This is a genomic window from Pseudomonas sp. 910_21, assembly GCF_052850735.1.
Genome location: NZ_VXCY01000001.1, coordinates 487,710 through 502,716, shown reverse-complemented (window position 1 = coordinate 502,716; position 15,007 = coordinate 487,710). Strand labels below are relative to the sequence as shown.

19 protein-coding genes are annotated in these 15,007 nt (G+C 61.8%); 7 read left to right on the top strand and 12 right to left on the bottom strand.

Annotated elements, in window-relative coordinates:
• Positions 1 to 319: 319 nt before the first annotated feature.
• Positions 320 to 886, top strand: a complete 567-nt coding sequence (dcd, locus tag FW796_RS02295) for a dCTP deaminase (protein WP_016965530.1) — start codon at positions 320 to 322, stop codon at positions 884 to 886.
• A gap of 105 nt (positions 887 to 991) precedes the next feature.
• Positions 992 to 1,204, top strand: a complete 213-nt coding sequence (locus FW796_RS02290; RefSeq protein ID WP_404938434.1) for a hypothetical protein — start codon at positions 992 to 994, stop codon at positions 1,202 to 1,204.
• A gap of 69 nt (positions 1,205 to 1,273) precedes the next feature.
• Here the strand turns inward: FW796_RS02290 and FW796_RS02285 are convergent, their stop codons facing one another.
• The 7 genes from FW796_RS02285 to FW796_RS02255 form a co-directional block, all read right to left on the bottom strand.
• Complete coding sequence (locus FW796_RS02285; RefSeq protein WP_446438962.1) at positions 1,274 to 2,038, bottom strand: ABC transporter ATP-binding protein; 765 nt, start codon at positions 2,036 to 2,038, stop codon at positions 1,274 to 1,276.
• A 13-nt stretch (positions 2,039 to 2,051) separates the two neighbouring features.
• Positions 2,052 to 3,170 (bottom strand): succinylglutamate desuccinylase/aspartoacylase family protein, encoded by a 1,119-nt coding sequence (locus tag FW796_RS02280; protein WP_404938436.1) that lies wholly within the window; start codon positions 3,168 to 3,170, stop codon positions 2,052 to 2,054.
• 23 nt (positions 3,171 to 3,193) lie between these two features.
• Positions 3,194 to 3,904, bottom strand: coding sequence for an ABC transporter permease (locus tag FW796_RS02275; protein WP_346635867.1), 711 nt, complete (start codon positions 3,902 to 3,904; stop codon positions 3,194 to 3,196).
• Positions 3,901 to 4,629, bottom strand: coding sequence for an ABC transporter permease (locus tag FW796_RS02270; RefSeq protein WP_346635866.1), 729 nt, complete (start codon positions 4,627 to 4,629; stop codon positions 3,901 to 3,903). Before FW796_RS02270 ends, FW796_RS02275 begins: the two co-directional genes overlap by 4 nt.
• 56 nt (positions 4,630 to 4,685) lie before the next feature.
• Entirely contained in the window at positions 4,686 to 5,468 is a 783-nt protein-coding gene (locus tag FW796_RS02265; protein ID WP_346635865.1) for a transporter substrate-binding domain-containing protein, read from the bottom strand.
• 332 nt (positions 5,469 to 5,800) lie between these two features.
• Positions 5,801 to 8,242: a penicillin acylase family protein gene (locus FW796_RS02260; RefSeq protein WP_446438961.1), complete on the bottom strand. Its 2,442-nt coding sequence runs from the start codon at positions 8,240 to 8,242 to the stop codon at positions 5,801 to 5,803.
• Positions 8,243 to 8,484: 242 nt separating this feature from the next.
• Complete coding sequence (locus tag FW796_RS02255) at positions 8,485 to 9,126, bottom strand: glutathione binding-like protein (RefSeq protein WP_404938440.1); 642 nt, start codon at positions 9,124 to 9,126, stop codon at positions 8,485 to 8,487.
• 145 nt (positions 9,127 to 9,271) lie between these two features.
• Between FW796_RS02255 and FW796_RS02250 the strand changes: the two genes are divergently transcribed.
• A complete protein-coding gene (locus tag FW796_RS02250) occupies positions 9,272 to 9,820 on the top strand; it encodes a cysteine hydrolase family protein (RefSeq protein ID WP_346635862.1) in 549 nt (182 codons plus the stop codon).
• A 49-nt stretch (positions 9,821 to 9,869) separates the two neighbouring features.
• On the opposite strand, the gene FW796_RS02245 is transcribed toward FW796_RS02250, so the two are convergent.
• From FW796_RS02245 to FW796_RS02230, 4 genes are all read right to left on the bottom strand, one after another.
• On the bottom strand, positions 9,870 to 10,076 hold the full coding sequence (locus FW796_RS02245; protein ID WP_016965285.1) for an SEC-C metal-binding domain-containing protein: 207 nt from the start codon (positions 10,074 to 10,076) through the stop codon (positions 9,870 to 9,872).
• A gap of 6 nt (positions 10,077 to 10,082) precedes the next feature.
• The gene (locus FW796_RS02240) at positions 10,083 to 10,568 is read right to left on the bottom strand and encodes an LEA type 2 family protein (protein ID WP_346635861.1); all 486 of its coding nucleotides are present in this window, start codon (positions 10,566 to 10,568) and stop codon (positions 10,083 to 10,085) included.
• Positions 10,569 to 10,631: 63 nt separating this feature from the next.
• The gene (locus FW796_RS02235) at positions 10,632 to 11,108 is read right to left on the bottom strand and encodes a YchJ family protein (protein ID WP_346635860.1); all 477 of its coding nucleotides are present in this window, start codon (positions 11,106 to 11,108) and stop codon (positions 10,632 to 10,634) included.
• A 4-nt stretch (positions 11,109 to 11,112) separates the two neighbouring features.
• A complete protein-coding gene (locus tag FW796_RS02230) occupies positions 11,113 to 11,610 on the bottom strand; it encodes a DUF6231 family protein (protein WP_404938444.1) in 498 nt (165 codons plus the stop codon).
• 190 nt (positions 11,611 to 11,800) lie between these two features.
• On the opposite strand from FW796_RS02230, the gene FW796_RS02225 reads away from it, so the two are divergent.
• The 4 genes from FW796_RS02225 (at position 11,801) to FW796_RS02210 (ending at position 14,480) form a co-directional block, all read left to right on the top strand.
• Entirely contained in the window at positions 11,801 to 12,490 is a 690-nt protein-coding gene (locus FW796_RS02225) for an OmpA family protein (protein ID WP_346635858.1), read from the top strand.
• A gap of 89 nt (positions 12,491 to 12,579) precedes the next feature.
• Entirely contained in the window at positions 12,580 to 13,308 is a 729-nt protein-coding gene (locus FW796_RS02220; RefSeq protein ID WP_346635927.1) for an OmpA family protein, read from the top strand.
• Positions 13,309 to 13,447: 139 nt separating this feature from the next.
• On the top strand, positions 13,448 to 13,729 hold the full coding sequence (locus FW796_RS02215; RefSeq protein ID WP_346635857.1) for a DUF1145 domain-containing protein: 282 nt from the start codon (positions 13,448 to 13,450) through the stop codon (positions 13,727 to 13,729).
• Entirely contained in the window at positions 13,722 to 14,480 is a 759-nt protein-coding gene (locus tag FW796_RS02210) for a collagen-like protein (RefSeq protein ID WP_346635856.1), read from the top strand. Before FW796_RS02215 ends, FW796_RS02210 begins: the two co-directional genes overlap by 8 nt.
• A gap of 56 nt (positions 14,481 to 14,536) precedes the next feature.
• Here FW796_RS02210 and FW796_RS02205 read toward each other — a convergent pair whose 3' ends face one another.
• On the bottom strand, positions 14,537 to 15,001 hold the full coding sequence (locus FW796_RS02205) for a CopD family protein (RefSeq protein WP_346635855.1): 465 nt from the start codon (positions 14,999 to 15,001) through the stop codon (positions 14,537 to 14,539).
• Between the last annotated feature and the right edge of the window lie 6 nt (positions 15,002 to 15,007).

The following is a 15,007-nucleotide window of genomic DNA, read 5'->3' as shown; positions in this document are numbered from 1 at the left end:
CAGGAAAAGCCCTGGCCGAGACTGAGTGCAAAGAGCAGGAAAAATTCTTGGAGATGGTTGGATCGAAATTCAACATCGTGTAGAGATTCTCAGTGACACAAGCAACACAGTGGCGCCACCTTAACCCTTTTTCCTGAACGTGCCAATGGTCAGTGCGAAGGTTTCTCGGTTTTCGTGACTGACGGCGGGTCGCTCGTCGCCGAGCCTTTGAAAAATGCGGGGTGAGGCGAGAAAAACGCCCCAGACTTTGAACCCGACCCCGCGCCCCGGTAAGATGCCGGACAGAATTTTTTCACCTCGTTATTTCAGGACACCCGCCATGAGCATCAAATCGGACAAGTGGATTCGCCGCATGGCGCAAGAGCACGGCATGATCGAGCCCTTCGTAGAGCGCCAGATGCGTGGCGAAGGCCCGGATCGGCTGATCTCCTTCGGGGTGTCGAGCTACGGCTACGACGTGCGTTGCGCCGATGAATTCAAGGTGTTCACCAACATCAATTCGGCCACTGTCGACCCCAAGAACTTCGATGAAAAGAGCTTTGTCGACATCAAGAGCGACGTCTGCATCATCCCGCCAAACTCCTTCGCCCTGGCCCGCACCGTCGAGTACTTCCGCATTCCGCGCAACGTGCTGACCATCTGCCTGGGCAAAAGCACCTATGCCCGTTGCGGCATCATCGTCAACGTGACTCCGCTGGAGCCCGAGTGGGAAGGTCACGTGACTCTGGAATTTTCCAACACCACCACCTTGCCGGCCAAGATCTACGCCAATGAAGGCGTGGCGCAGATGCTGTTCCTGGAGTCGGATGAAGAGTGCGAAGTGTCCTACAAGGACCGTGGCGGAAAATACCAGGGCCAGCGTGGTGTGACTCTGCCGCGTACCTGAGTGCGTCCGTCTGACAAATAGCGGGAATTCCTGAGCGCACCCACACTCTATTGGGTGTACTTCCGGTATGCGCAAGGCGTACCGGGCATAGCTCAGGAGTGCCCCATGAAGATAGATCCGCGAATCAGCGCCACCTTGGCCAGGCTGGAACCCAATCAGGTTGGGGTATTGGCTTGGAGCCTGCTGGCACATCCGCCTGTCAACATGGCAGGCGGCATTCCCGGTCAGCCCGACCCGGACTCTCCGCAACCCCCAGAACCCACCGAACCTGGCGAGCCCACTTTGCCGGACGAGCCGCCGCCCGCGCCTGTGGCGTGATCTCACTGGATGCCGACAGTCGCCCCGTCCGCGGCAATCCTGCGCGGACGGTGGCGTACCACGCGGGCGCTACTTCAGATTGCCACTGAGAAACTGCTGCAGGCGCTCGCTTTTCGGGTTGCCCAGCACCTCCTCAGGAGCACCTTCCTCCTCCACCAGGCCCTTGTGCAGAAACAGCACTTGACTCGACACCTTGCGGGCGAAGTTCATCTCGTGGGTGACCATGATCATGGTCCGGCCTTCCTCGGCCAGGCCCTGAATCACCTTGAGCACCTCGCCCACCAGCTCCGGGTCCAGGGCTGAAGTGGGTTCGTCGAACAACATGACTTCCGGCTCCATGGCCAATGCCCGGGCGATGGCCACCCGCTGCTGCTGACCGCCGGAGAGGAACGCCGGGTACTGACCGGCGACCCGGGCCGGCAGGCCGACCTTGTCCAGATAGCGCCGAGCGCGCTCCTCGGCGTCCCTGGTACTGACCCCCAGCACTCGGCGCGGGGCCATGGTGATGTTTTCCAGCACAGTCATGTGGCTCCACAGGTTGAAATGCTGGAACACCATCGCCAGGCGCGTACGAATCCGCTGCAGCTCGGCAGGATCGGCCACGTGCATGCCGTGGCGATCGCTGACCATGCGGATCGGCTGGCCATCCAGGCTCATGGCGCCGTTGTCCGGGGTTTCGAGAAAGTTGATGCACCGCAGGAAGGTGCTTTTGCCCGAACCGCTGGCGCCGATCAGGCTGATCACGTCACCGGTCTTGGCCTTGAGAGACACACCTTTGAGCACTTCATTGTCGCCATAGCATTTATGCAGGCCTTCAACGGTCAGTTTGTACATGGGGCTTGCATCCTCAAGGCGAAAGTAGATAGCCGCTGCGATAGGCCTCGCGGCCGGCGACATGGGCGATCACCATGCCGGCGGTGGCCATGCGCCGCAGCGAGCGGGCATACAGGAGCCCGGCATTGTTGCAATGGATAGGGGTAACCCGGTCATTGATCGGATCGATGATTTCAGCCACCAACTGCCCGGCCTCCAGGTATTCCCCCGGTAGCGCAGCGAACACCAGCAGACCGCCCACCGCTGTCGTCACCGGTTCGACCGCCGCCAGCGGCGTGGCTGGGAAGGGCAGCTCCGGCAGCGGTGGAATCTGGCCGGCGATGGCACCGAAGCGGGTCAGGTAGTCCAGCATGGCCTGGCAGTCGAGGCTGGCCAGGCCGTGGTTGACGTCACCCTGGCCACGCAGCTCGACGGTGACCGCAAAACTGCCCGCGGGAATGGCGAAGTGTTCGCCGAAGCGCTGTTGCAGTTGCCACCACAGCAGGCTGAAGCACTCGTCGAACGACCAGGCCGCGGAATCGGTGGCCAGGAGGCAGGCCTCGGCACCGAGGTAGCGGGCCAAGGGCTCTACCTGCGGCCAGGCTTCGGGGGTGGTGTACAGGTGCGCCACAGCTTCGAAATCGCAATGCAGGTCCAGCACCATGTCGGCATCGCAGGCCAGCCGTTGCAGGGTCAGTTGCAGCGACTGCAATTGCGTCTGTGGTGAGTGACGGGCCAGGGCATCGGCCAGGTGTCGGCGGATCAGGTCGAGGTTGTGCTGCGGATCGTGATTGAGCAGCCCTTCGATGGCGTTGCCGACCTCTTCACTGAGGTCGACGAAGCCGCGATTGAAGTTCTGCCCGCTTTCCAGCTGGTAGCGGCCCAGGGGCACGTCCATCAGTACCTGTTCCAGGCCCACCGGGTTGGCCACCGGCACCAGGACTATTTCATGCAACAGGCGACCGGCGGCCTCCAGTTCCGTCAGGCGCTGCTTGAGGTGCCAGGCCACCAGCATGCCGGGCATTTCATCGGCATGCAGGGAGGACTGGATGTAGACCTTGCCTTGGGCCTGGGCGGGGCCGAAATGAAAACTGTGGACCTGACGCGCGGTGCCCGGCAGCGGAGCGAGCAGGTCGTGGATCTCGTGGCGCATTGATGATTTCCCGGCAGCAAGTCCTAGTGGGTCGGTCCGAGGAAGGCCAGCCAGCGGCGTTCGGCAAGACGGAACAAGCCCACCAGGGTGAAGGTCACGCACAGGTAGATGATGGCGGCGATACCGAACGACTGAAAAGTCAGGAAGGTCGCCGAGTTGGCGTCCCGGGCGATTTTCAGGATGTCGGGAATGGTCGCGGTGAAGGCTACCGTGGTGGAGTGCAGCATCAGGATCACTTCGTTGCTGTAGTAGGGCAGCGAGCGGCGCAGGGCCGAGGGCATGATCACGTAGGCATACAGCTTCCAGCCGCTCAAACCATAGGCCTTGGCTGCCTCCACTTCGCCGTGGGCCATGCTGCGGATCGCCCCGGCGAAAATCTCCGTGGTGTAGGCGCAGGTATTCAGGGCGAAGGCGAGGATGGTGCAGTTCATCGCATCACGGAAGAACGAGTCCAGCAGCGGTTGTGCGCGGATCGCGGCGATGCTGTAGATCCCGGTGTAGCAGATCAGCAACTGGATATAGAGCGGCGTACCCCGGAACAGGTAGGTGTAGAACTGCACCGGCCAGCGGACGTAGCGCTTGGGCGAGACCCGGGCGATGGACAGCGGGATCGACACCAGGAAACCGATGCAGATTGAGGCGCTGAGCAGCCACATGGTCATGGCCAGCCCGGTCATGTGGTACCCGTCGCTGTAAAGGAAGGGACGCCAGTATTCCTGCAGGAGTTCGATCATCGCACGGCCTCCCGGGCGCCAGCGGCGTAGCGCCGTTCAAGCTTGCGCAGTACGAAGTTGGAGGCGCTGGTGATCAACAGGTAGATCAATGCTGCCAGGACCAGGAAGTAGAACAGCTGATAGGTGCTCTTGCCGGCATCCTGGGCCGCCTTGACCAGATCGGCCAGGCCGATGATCGACACCAGGGCCGTGGCCTTGAGCATCACCATCCAGTTGTTGCCGATACCCGGCAGGGCGAAGCGCATCATCTGCGGGAAGACCACGAAGCGAAAGCGCTGGCCGCGCTTGAGGCCGTAGGCGGTGGCCGCTTCCACCTGGCCCCGGGGCACGGCGAGGATCGCCCCGCGAAAGGTTTCGGTGAAATAGGCGCCATAGATGAAACCCAGGGTGATCACCCCGGCGCTGAAAGGGTTGATCTCGATGTATTCCCACTCCATGAAATCGGTGAAGGAGGTCAGCCAGGTTTGCAGGCTGTAGAAAATCAGCAGCATCAGTACCAGGTCCGGCACTCCGCGGATCAGGGTGGTGTAGAGCTGGGCCGGGACCCGCAGCAGGGCGAGGCTGGACAGTTTGGCGCTGGCGCCGAGCAGGCCGAGCAAGACGCTGACCAGAAGCGACAACACCGACAACTTGATGGTCATCCAGGTACCTTCCAGCAGCAGAGGGCCGAAACCCTTCAGGCTGAAGGCGGAAAGCCCCAGGTTTTTTAGAAGTTCTTCGAGCATTGATCAATGACCCGTGGCGATAAAAAAGGCGCCCATCGAGGATGGGCGCCGGCAGGTTATTTACCGCTGTAGAGGTTCAGGTCACCGAAGTGTTTTTTCTGGATGGTGGCGTAGGTGCCATCATCGTGTAACGCTTTGATACCTTTATCCAGGAGCGCTTTCAGCTCTTTGTTACCTTTCGAGATACCGACTGCGGTCTTCGCTGGCAGCAGTGGGTCTTCCACCGGCTTGCTGACTTCGTAGTCCGCGCCCTGCGGCGATTTGAGGAAGCCCAATTCGGCTTGGAGCATGTCCTGGATCGAGGCGTCCAGGCGCCCGGAAGTCAGGTCGGCATAGACCTGATCCTGGTTCTGATAGGCCTGGGTCTTGACCCCGGCCTTGTCCAGCACGGCCTTGGCATAGGCTTCCTGAATGGTGCCTTGCTCATAGCCCACGGTCTTGCCCTTGAGCGAGGCGGTGTCTTCGCTCAGACCCGAGCCTTTCTTGAATACGAACGAGGTGGGGCCGGAGAACAGCTCGTTGGAGAAGTCGATGACTTTTTCACGGGCCGGGGTAACGGTCATGGAAGAGATCACACCGTCGAATTTATTGGCCTTGAGGCCGGGAATCATGCCGTCGAAGTCACTTTCGACCCATTTGCACTTGACCTTCAGCTCGGCGCAGATGGCGTTGCCCAGATCAATATCGAAGCCCACCAGGCTGCCGTCGGCGGCCTTGGACTCGAAGGGGGCGTAGGACGGATCGACGCCAAAGCGCAGTTCCTTGTATTCCTTGGCCAGCGCGGAGCCGGCGGCCATGCAGAGAGCCAGTGCAGAAAGGGTCAGCAATGCTTTTTTCATTATTCAATCCCTAAGAACCAATATGAGCGCTTGTGGCGCATGAGTACTGTTACTGGAACGCATAAGACTTATTGAAAGTAGCAATTTCCGAACCAGAGTCCCGAACAGGTGTTTTAAAAGCTGCTGATCGCGCTTGCACAATGCCTGTCGTGCACTGAAAGGGGGCGTGTTGGTGGTGTGGCGCCAAGAGGGGGCGCGATGGCCGCAAGTGGGCCGCAGGCCGGAGCAGAGCGGATGTCTGCCGACTTGATCGCAACTGGAGGGATTGAACAGTGATCGTTATGGGGCAAACCCGCTGACGCAGAATGCGCCGGCGGGTTCGGTCGTGAAGGCTACTTGCCCGGGACCAGGGTCAGGCGGGTCTTGCCGTAGCTGCGCTCGAAGTTCTGCGGCTGCATCGGGAAACTCAGGTACTGGGCCTTGAGCCAGCCGTCGATGCCGTTGGCGTAGTTCGGGCTCACCGGGTTGCTGGATTGGCCACTGCTGTTGAGACCCATCAGCGGCTCGCTCAGCGCGAAGTCGACGACGAAACGCAGGGCCGGGGTCGTGGTAATGGCAAAGTCCTGTCCCCAGCGATAGCCGGCGCTGTTGACGGTGTTCTGGTCGCCACCGGCCTGCAACGGGCCGCGCATTGTCTGGCCATTGTTGTGGGTCCAGTGGTAGCTGTGCAACTTGCCCCACTGCCAGGCCTTGCGGTCCGTGCCCAGCAGTTGCTCGCCCGAACTGACGGCCGCCGCCAGGCTGCGGGCGAGAATGGCCGGCTTGTCCTCTTTTTGCCCGTTACGCGAGTCGCCCCAGAACGGGCTGTCTTCCCGGCTCAGAAGATGGTCGGCCTGGGCCGAATAGGACAGGCCCGCGTTGGCAACGAAGGCCTGCCAGGCGACGCCGGGCTCTGGGCCGAGCTGTTTGAGGAAGGTCTGCTTGGCGCTTTCCTGGAGGAACAGTTCGTAGAGTGCGGCGTCGGCGGAGCCGGCACTGAGCTTGCCGTCGAACGCCATCAGCCGGCTGTAGGCTTCCCGGGCCTTGGCGCGGTCTGCATCGGGCAGGGTGTCGATGGCGTTTTTCAGCGGCTGGGCCATGCCCGGCGCCTCGAACATCTTTTTCAACTTGGCCGCGAACAGGGTGGTCTGGTCGTACTGCAGGGCAATCAGGCTGCGGTTGTCCTGCTTGCCGCCCGACAGCCATTGGCCGATGCGCTCGGCCCGCTCCGGAGCCTCCCAGGAGTTGGAGAGCTGCATGCCATAACCGCGGGAGATCACCCGCTGGTTGGCGGTGGCGATCCAGCCTTGCGCCGGGTCCTGGTCATAAGGGTGGAGCATCGGGTCGGCGTAGCCATCCCAGTCATAGCGTCCGTCCCAGCCGGGAGAGGGCAGCAGGCCTTCGCCCTCGCGGCGGTTGGGGAAGCGCCCGGTGACCTGCCAGCCGATGTTGCTGGCATCGGCATAGACCATATTCAGGGCAATGGCGCGGATCTCGCGGCTGGCGTCGGAGGCCTTCTCCACATTCTGTGCCCGTGACAGATCGAAGAAAGCATCCAGGCTCTTGTCGTCCTTGAGCTCCGGCATTTGCAGCGCCAGGCCGTAGCCACTGGCCAGGGCATTGTTGGCGTTGATCCCCAGGGTGCTGTTGAGCAATGGGCCGTGGCGGGTTTCGTACACGGCTTCGCGAATCGGCCGCTGGCCTTTGACGAAGTAGGTCTCGTTGCGAACGATGACCGGCTGCCATTTTCCGTTGTTCTGGTAGTACAGGGCATTGCCCTGGCGCTTGAGTTTTTCCAGGAACAGGTCCTGGTTGTCGCCCATCGCCGAGCTCATGCTCCAGGCCAGCTTGCCGTTGAATCCTTGCACAATGGTCGGTAAACCGGCGATCGAGGCCCCAGCTGCCTGATATTTCGGTGCGCGGATCTGTACGTAGTACCAGGCGCTGATCTGGCTGTCGCTGGCCAGCAGGCTGCGACCGCTGCGAGTGCGCTGCGGGGCGACAGCCAGGTTGCTGCCGGCGGTGACGCCCAGTGAATTGAGGGCTGACATCTGCTTGGCAGCCAGGCTCAGTTCGCTCAAACCCGGCACATGCAGTGTCAGCCCCTTGAGCTTGTCGGCCTCGGCCATGGGCAGCGGCTCATCGGGGTAGCTCGGGGTCAGCCAGGGCAGTTTGTCGCTGCCGACCTTTTGCGCCAGTACCAGGCTGTTGATCTCTTCCAGCAGATTGGCGGACTGGCCGAAATTCAGCAGGCAGAAGATCAGTGCCGAGTCCTCGGCCTTCCAGTATTCAGGAATGTAGCCACGAGCGGCGAGGTCTGGCGGCAGCTTGTCGCGGTAGCGGAACAGATAGGCGTTGACGCCCCGTGCGTAGACCTCGAAGAAACGTTTGATCCGTGGCGACGAGGCCTTGTACAGCTCGTCGGCGCTTTTCTTCAGGTTCACCGCACGCATCAGGCGGTCGACTTCCAGCACCTCGGCGCCGGACATCTCCGCCAGGCGGCCCTGGGCCAGCAGGCGCAGGGTGACCATCTGCTCGATACGATCACTGGCGTGTACATAGCCCAGGGTGAAGAGCGCGTCGTGGAAGCTGTTGCTTTCGATCAGCGGTACACCGACGGCGCTACGTCTGACCGAAACGTTCTGCGCCAGGCCCTTGAGGGGCTGTACGCCCGAGGTGGGTGGCAGGCTGTTTTGGGTGTTCCAGGACTGGCAACCGGCCAGGCTGAGAGCACCGGCCACTGCCGCGGCAACGCCGAACCGGGGAAGAAAATGTGAGAGGGCTGGCGAGGCCATGGCAAAGCTCCTGCGGGGGGTAGCGTCGATAAAGGCGCTACGTTAGTGAGCAGGCGAGTGCCGCGCAAGCGGGGGCAGGAGGTATTTCTCGAGCGCGCCACAAATAGTTATCGCCGGCGCGTCGGTAGCTGGCCAAACCCGTAGGAGCCGGCTCGCCGGCGAAGAGGCCTTGGAGCCCGGCCTGGCCTTTGCAGGCCATTCGCTGGCAAGCCAGCACCTACAGGAGCTGGCCGGTGCAAGGCTCAAGAGGCGGGATTGACCTGCTCGACCAGAGCGTAGGCGCGCTCGGTAGCCGGCCGCCCCTGGATGCTGTTGAACCAGCGCTGCAGATGAGGGAAGTCCTCGAGTTTCTGGCTCTGTTTCTTGTACGACGCGATCCACGGATAGATCGCCATATCGGCAATGCTGTAGTCACTGCCGGCGACGAACGCCCGGTCTGCCAGGCGCCGGTCCAGCACGCCGTACAGCCGCGCCGTTTCGTCCACATAGCGTTTGATGGCGTAGGGGATCTTTTCCGGGGCGGACTGGCTGAAGTGATGGTTCTGTCCGGCCATCGGCCCCAGCCCACCCATTTGCCAGAACAGCCATTGCAGGGCTTCCTGACGCCCCCGCAGGTCCTGGGGCAGGAACTGTCCGGTTTTTTCCGCCAGGTACAAAAGGATCGCCCCGGACTCGAACAGCGACAGCGGTGCGCCGCCATCTGCCGGTTCATGGTCGACGATGGCCGGAATGCGGTTGTTGGGAGCGATCTTCAGGAATTGCGGCTTGAACTGTTCGCCCAGGCCAATGTTGACCGGGTACAGGGTGTAGGGCAGGCCGGCTTCTTCCAGGAACAGGGAGATCTTGTGGCCGTTGGGGGTGGTCCAGTAGTACAGGTCGATCATGCAGCGCTCCAAAAGGAATGGGTCCTTGTTAAACGACAGCAAACTCCGGCATTAGGTCGTCCTGTGTGCAATGGGTGGCTTGCCTGAAACAGAAGGTGATGTTGAAGTCGGCAAAATTCAATGATGCTCCAACGGAGAATGCTCAATGCCCATTCCGGCCGACACGGCGCTGATACTCATCGATCAACAGCAAGGCATCCTGCACCCCCGGCTCGGTCCACGAAACAATCCTGAGGCAGAAGAGCGGATGCTCGAGTTGCTGGCCCATTGGCGCACCCGGGGTTGGCCGGTGATCCATGTGCAGCATCTGTCGCGCTCGACGGATTCGGTGTTCTGGCCCGGGCAGTCCGGTGTGGAGTTTCAGCCGCGCTTTCGCCCGCAAACGGGGGAGGGGCTGATTCAGAAACAGGTGCCGGATGCTTTTTGTGGCACCTCGCTGGAGGCGGATCTGCGCCGACAGGGGATCGGACAGTTGGTGATAGTCGGTGTTGCCACCAACAACTCGGTGGAGTCGACGGCGAGAACCGCCGGTAACCTGGGCTTTGCGGTATGGGTAGTGGCCGACGCCTGCTTTACCTTCGACAAGCTCGACTTCGCCGGTCGCGCCCGTTCTGCCGAGGAAGTGCATGACATGTCGCTGGCCAACCTGCACGGCGAGTACGCCACGGTGTTGAACCTGGCGCAGCTTTTTTAGGAGAGGTCGGACGGCGAAGTCGCGCGGACAAGCCTCTCCCGCGATCAGATCAAGCGCCGTGGCACTTCTTGAACTTCTTGCTGCTGCCGCATGGGCAAGGATCGTTGCGGCCAACGTCTTTCAGCGCGTTGCGTACCGGCTCCTGGTGGGCGTGGTTGCAGTGCGGACCGTGAACATGGCCATGGTCATGATCATGGTCGTGGTGGTCATGATCGTGGTTGCAGTCAGGGCCATGGACATGAGGTTGCTGGGTCATTGCGGGTTACTCCGGGATAAAATCACCGGGAATTATCACGCCATTGCGCTTCAGGTGCACGTCCTGGCCGATGAATAATCCGATTTCCAGCTCGCCTTCGAGGCGATAGGGGATCGGCCGTTCGGGCTTGCGCAACAGTTTCACCACATCGCGAATCTGCGGCCACAGGTTGGTCCGCACCGGGACTTTGAAGAAGCGGCTGCTGTGGGGCGAGACGGTGAACCAGTGTTCGTGCTCGCCCTCGCTGAGCAGAAAGCGCTCCAGGTAGACCCGGTAGGTCAGGCGGCGCACCGTCAGGTCGCTGTCATTGGGGTTGTCGACCCGCAGGTGCAGGGTGAAGCGCTGCTCCAGCAGGTTGGCCTTGACCACCTCGACCTCGACCAGGTGTACCGCAGGGTCCAGGTTCTCATCGGTGAACCAGGACACGCACCCCGACAGGCTCAGCAGTCCGAGCAGGCAGACGGCCCGTAATGCGCGCAGCTCACCGATCATTGCAAGACTCCCTTTGAACCCCCTGTACCCGTCCTGGGCTTGGGGTGCCTGGCCTGCAAAGGCTCAGCGTGTGAAATAGCCGGCGCAGCACTTCTTGAATTTTTGCCCGCTGCCACAGGGGCAGGCGTCATTGCGCCCGGCATTCAGGGGCACCGTGGGGTCGATGAAGTACCAGCGTCCCTGATTCTGCACGAAGGACGAGCGTTCGCGATGGCTGTGTTCGCCCTGGCTGTCATGCCAGCGAGCAGTGAAGGTGACGAAGGCATGTTCCGGCTGACCGCCGAAGACCTCCGAGCTTTCCACCTCCAGCCCCAGCCAGGTGCTTTGTGCGCTCCAGTCACTGATGGATTGGCGATCCAGGCCTGCCTGTTGTATCGGCAGTGTGGTGGCCAGCAGGTAATCCACCTGCCCCAGTACATAGGCGCTGTAGCGCGAGCGCATCAGGGCTTCGGCGCAAGGGGCGGGATGGCCGGCATGGTAGTGGCCGCAGCAGGCATCCAGGAGGTTGCCGCTGCCACAAGGACAAATCGAGGCGCTCATTGTGTTACCACCAATACTTTCCAAAGTTTTCCGGGTTCGCCCAGAAGCGAGAGTTGAGCCAGTCGGGCACTTGTTTGTATTCAAGCAGATCGTAGGTAAACAGGGTCAGTACCTGTTCGTCCCGCTGGAAGCGTTCACTGGCCTGCAGGGCCAGGGAGAAAAAGTCGGTCTCCTGCCAGCCGCAGGCACACAGGTCGGCCAGCACGGCAATCCGGCTGGCATTGAGGTTGCGAATGCCCCCAAGCAGGTTCAGACCATCGCGCTTGGGCAGATGCTCCAGGCAGTCCACTGCCAGAGCCAGGTCGAAACGCCGAGCAGCCAGCTCCGCAGGCAAGGGGCCGGGGGCCGCCTGCGCCACCTCGGTACCGGGGTGAGCCTCCTTGAATGCGGCCAGGGCGGGGAAGTCGCTGGCGCCGATCAGCAGCAATTGTTGGGGGGCGTAACGGTCCAGTAAGGCCGCCAGAGCCTGCTGGGGAGTACGGGTAGAAATTCCGGCGCTCATTTTAGCTCCTCGATCAGAACGCCCAAGACTAGCGTGCCGGCACCCTTGGGCCTAGAGCGGTTCGCCACTAAATCGGCGAACCTCCCGTATTTACGGGGCGAAATCAGTGATAGCCCGGTGCTGGCGCAGTTGAAATGCGCAGTCTTTACTCCGTGAATCGGCCTCGAGCCGATCCCTCAGGAGAAATCAGATGAGCATCATTCGGACGGCAGTACCCTTGGTTCTGTTAACCAGTGTGTTGACTGGTTGTGCAGGTTTGCAGAAAACCGACTGGCCAATCTGCGCCGCAGTCGGCGGCGTCACGGGCGCGGCGTTGGGCGCCACCGAAAGCGCCTCGTGGGCGGGCGGTGGCGCATTGGTGGTCGGTGGTCTGGCAGGTGCCTACTGCTGGGTAAAAGGTGATGGCGATGAAGACGGCGATGGCGTGCCGGACAGCCGTGACAAGTGTCCACATACCCCCAAAGGCGTGCAGGTCGATGCCAATGGTTGCCCACCGCCGCCACCAGTGGTGGAAGAAGTCGTGGTGGTCAAGGAAGAAACCATCGTCATTCGCGATGTGTACTTCCATTTCGACTCAGCCAAGTTGACCGACGCCGACAAGACCAAGCTCAACACCGTAGTGAGCCGCCTGAAACAGGAAGCGCCGACTGCACAATTGCGCGTGACCGGCCACACCGACAGCGTCGGCAGCGATGCCTACAACCAGAAACTCTCGGACAAGCGTGCCCACTCGGTCGTGGACTACCTGATCAGCAACGGTATTCCTCGCAACAGTTTCGTGTCAGTGACCGGAGCCGGTGAAAGCAAGCCGGTGGCGGACAACAAGACTGCCGAAGGCCGGGCGATGAACCGTCGTACGGAGATCCAGATCAACCGTTGAAAGCCTATGCCTGCGCGGCTTGTGTCGCCGTCGATGGCAGTCTTTACTCCTGTGTGACCGGTCTTGCCGGTGACACAGGAGTATTCATGATGAACCTTCTCCCTCGGACCGTGTTCCCGGTCCTGTTGCTCGGCGGCCTGCTGACAGGTTGCGCAACCCACAGTGATGGTACTGCCCCCCTCAACCAACGCACCTGGCCCATCTGCAGCCTGCTCGGTGGCCTGGCCGGCGGTGGCTTGGGAGCGATCGAGAGTGGTAGCTGGGCGGCTGGAGGTGCGGCCCTGGGGCTGATCGGTGGTGGCTTGATCTGTTACGCCCAGGATGGTGATGAGGATGGCGATGGGGTATTCGATCGTCGTGATCATTGCCCGGACACCCCGTCCAACACCGCGGTGGACGATCGCGGGTGCCCGCTGCCCCAGTATCCGGCGGTGGTCAAGGCGCCGGAGCCCGAGGCTGCAGCCCCTGCGGAAGTGATCACCCTCAGTGATCAGGGCAATGTGCTGTTCGCCTTCGACTCCGCGGAGTTGACTGCCGAGGCCCGCAACCAGTTGCAGGGGCTGATGGCCAAGCTGGCCAATGCCGATGTGGTGAGCATCAAGGTGCTCGGGCATACCGACAGCCAGGGTTCCGATGCCTACAACCAGAAACTTTCGGAACGTCGAGCCAGCAGTGTCGTGGCCTTTCTTGTTGGACAGGGCTTGGCGTCGGACAAGATCAGCAGCCAGGGCCTGGGAGAAAGTCAGCCGGTAGCGGATAACGACAGTGAGCAGGGGCGAGCAAAGAATCGCCGCGTGGAACTGCATATCCAACGTTGAAACCAGGCGGCTCGGGTCGGCGATCCTCGCCGATCGGGCCGCTAAACAGACGCTTCGGGAAGAATTTTCATCGCCCTCTGGCGTATCCCCAGGGTAAGTCGTTACTGTGCGCGCAAAGAATAATTCACAAGGGGAGCGTATGAAGGTCTTATGGGGGATGGGAAAATTTCTGACCTTGGTCTTTTGGCTGGTGGTGCTGATCAATATGGTCAAGCCATTGGTCAATCCGTTGCACCTGCTGGTCAACCTGGCGGGTAGCCTGTTGCTTTTGACCCATTTGCTGGAACTGTTGCTGTTCAACGGCAGCCTCAAGGATCGTCCATATCCCTGGCGTGATCGTTTACAAATCCTGTTGGTGGGGATCTTCCACCTGCAAACCCTTCCCGCTGTTGCTCCTGTTGTCGAGACCGACCATGCGTAAGTTTTGCCTGCTGGCCCTGTTCTGCAGTCCTCTAGCCGTGGCCCAGGTGGTCCAGGTCGAAACCAACTCCTTCATGCGCCTGCCCAATACCGCCAGCACCCTGCAGCTGGAGCGTCTGGACGTGGCGGATTACGGCACCCTGCTGATCCCGGCCAATGTCACCGAGCTCAAGGTCGACGAACTGCGCCTGGGGCGTGACGCGCGGATTGCCATCGTGCCTACCGGGCAAAGCCTGCAACTGATTATCCGGCATGCGCAGTTGGAGAACGGCAGTCAGATCAGTTCCCGTGGTGCGCCGGGCACCTATGAGAAAGTGGCCAAGCCGGGGCGCAATCTGAACTTGCGAATCGAGTCCTTGAAGGCCGAGCAACTGTCCGTGGACGCCCGTGGTGGCACGGGTGCTCCCGGTTATGTCGGCCTCGACGGAGCCAATGGCCAGGAGCCGGGTTGCACCTGGGGGCAGGCCGGGCGCGGCGCCGACGGTGACAACGGCGGTGACGGCCGGCCGGGGGCTTCGGGCGCCCAGGTCCGGGTGGAGTTGCCCCGTGATTACCCCAGCGAGCAAATCAAGGTCCTGGTCGATGGCGGCGCGGGCGGCCTGGCCGGTGCCGGCGGCAAGCCGGGGGCCGGGGGCAAGTCCAAGGGCTGCCTGGTCTACCGAACCGACGGCGGCAAAAGCGGGCGTCCCGGTGCTCAGGGGCAGCCAGGGCCCGCAGGCGAGGCGGGGTCGCTGACGGTCCAGCGTTTGTAGTCAGCCTCGAAAGATGGATGCTTCCAGCCGCCCGCTCCTGTAGCGGGCGGTTGCTTTCAGAAGGTTGGCCGTGCCGCAGCCAGGGCGACCAGCAGCAGACCAATGATCAGATTGATGCCCACCAGGCGACGGATCTTCCCCAACGCCGCCGCAGCGATCGGCCAGTCCTGGGCCGCTACCGCCTTGTGCAACTCCGGCAGTTGCAGGGATTGGATACGGATGAACAGGGCGGTCATCACCAGGTAAACCCCCATCATCACTTGCACATAACGCGGTGCGGTTTCAAAACCGCTGAAGCGCAGGTGCAGCAGGCCGATACCGCTGATCGGCAACAGCACCACCGCTGCCCAGACCCAGACGAAAAAACGCGGAAACACTTGCGCCCAGAGCTGTAGTCGCGCCGGTCCCTCTAGGGCCGCCACGGCTGCCGGGCGCAGGACCATCCAGGCGAAAAACATGCCGCCCACCCAGACCAGGGCGGCCAGTACATGCAGGGTGTAGGCAAGGGCGAAAGCGGTCATTCGGGT

Bases quoted from the DNA above. Each gene is read 5' to 3' on its own strand.
- dcd (WP_016965530.1), top strand. From the start codon at position 320: ATGAGCATCAAATCGGACAAGTGGATTCGCCGCATGGCGCAAGAGCAC.
- FW796_RS02290 (WP_404938434.1), top strand. From the start codon at position 992: ATGAAGATAGATCCGCGAATCAGCGCCACCTTGGCCAGGCTGGAACCC.
- FW796_RS02285 (WP_446438962.1), bottom strand. From the start codon at position 2,038: ATGTACAAACTGACCGTTGAAGGCCTGCATAAATGCTATGGCGACAAT.
- FW796_RS02280 (WP_404938436.1), bottom strand. From the start codon at position 3,170: ATGCGCCACGAGATCCACGACCTGCTCGCTCCGCTGCCGGGCACCGCG.
- FW796_RS02275 (WP_346635867.1), bottom strand. From the start codon at position 3,904: ATGATCGAACTCCTGCAGGAATACTGGCGTCCCTTCCTTTACAGCGAC.
- FW796_RS02270 (WP_346635866.1), bottom strand. From the start codon at position 4,629: ATGCTCGAAGAACTTCTAAAAAACCTGGGGCTTTCCGCCTTCAGCCTG.
- FW796_RS02265 (WP_346635865.1), bottom strand. From the start codon at position 5,468: ATGAAAAAAGCATTGCTGACCCTTTCTGCACTGGCTCTCTGCATGGCC.
- FW796_RS02260 (WP_446438961.1), bottom strand. From the start codon at position 8,242: ATGGCCTCGCCAGCCCTCTCACATTTTCTTCCCCGGTTCGGCGTTGCC.
- FW796_RS02255 (WP_404938440.1), bottom strand. From the start codon at position 9,126: ATGATCGACCTGTACTACTGGACCACCCCCAACGGCCACAAGATCTCC.
- FW796_RS02250 (WP_346635862.1), top strand. From the start codon at position 9,272: ATGCCCATTCCGGCCGACACGGCGCTGATACTCATCGATCAACAGCAA.
- FW796_RS02245 (WP_016965285.1), bottom strand. From the start codon at position 10,076: ATGACCCAGCAACCTCATGTCCATGGCCCTGACTGCAACCACGATCAT.
- FW796_RS02240 (WP_346635861.1), bottom strand. From the start codon at position 10,568: ATGATCGGTGAGCTGCGCGCATTACGGGCCGTCTGCCTGCTCGGACTG.
- FW796_RS02235 (WP_346635860.1), bottom strand. From the start codon at position 11,108: ATGAGCGCCTCGATTTGTCCTTGTGGCAGCGGCAACCTCCTGGATGCC.
- FW796_RS02230 (WP_404938444.1), bottom strand. From the start codon at position 11,610: ATGAGCGCCGGAATTTCTACCCGTACTCCCCAGCAGGCTCTGGCGGCC.
- FW796_RS02225 (WP_346635858.1), top strand. From the start codon at position 11,801: ATGAGCATCATTCGGACGGCAGTACCCTTGGTTCTGTTAACCAGTGTG.
- FW796_RS02220 (WP_346635927.1), top strand. From the start codon at position 12,580: ATGAACCTTCTCCCTCGGACCGTGTTCCCGGTCCTGTTGCTCGGCGGC.
- FW796_RS02215 (WP_346635857.1), top strand. From the start codon at position 13,448: ATGAAGGTCTTATGGGGGATGGGAAAATTTCTGACCTTGGTCTTTTGG.
- FW796_RS02210 (WP_346635856.1), top strand. From the start codon at position 13,722: ATGCGTAAGTTTTGCCTGCTGGCCCTGTTCTGCAGTCCTCTAGCCGTG.
- FW796_RS02205 (WP_346635855.1), bottom strand. From the start codon at position 15,001: ATGACCGCTTTCGCCCTTGCCTACACCCTGCATGTACTGGCCGCCCTG.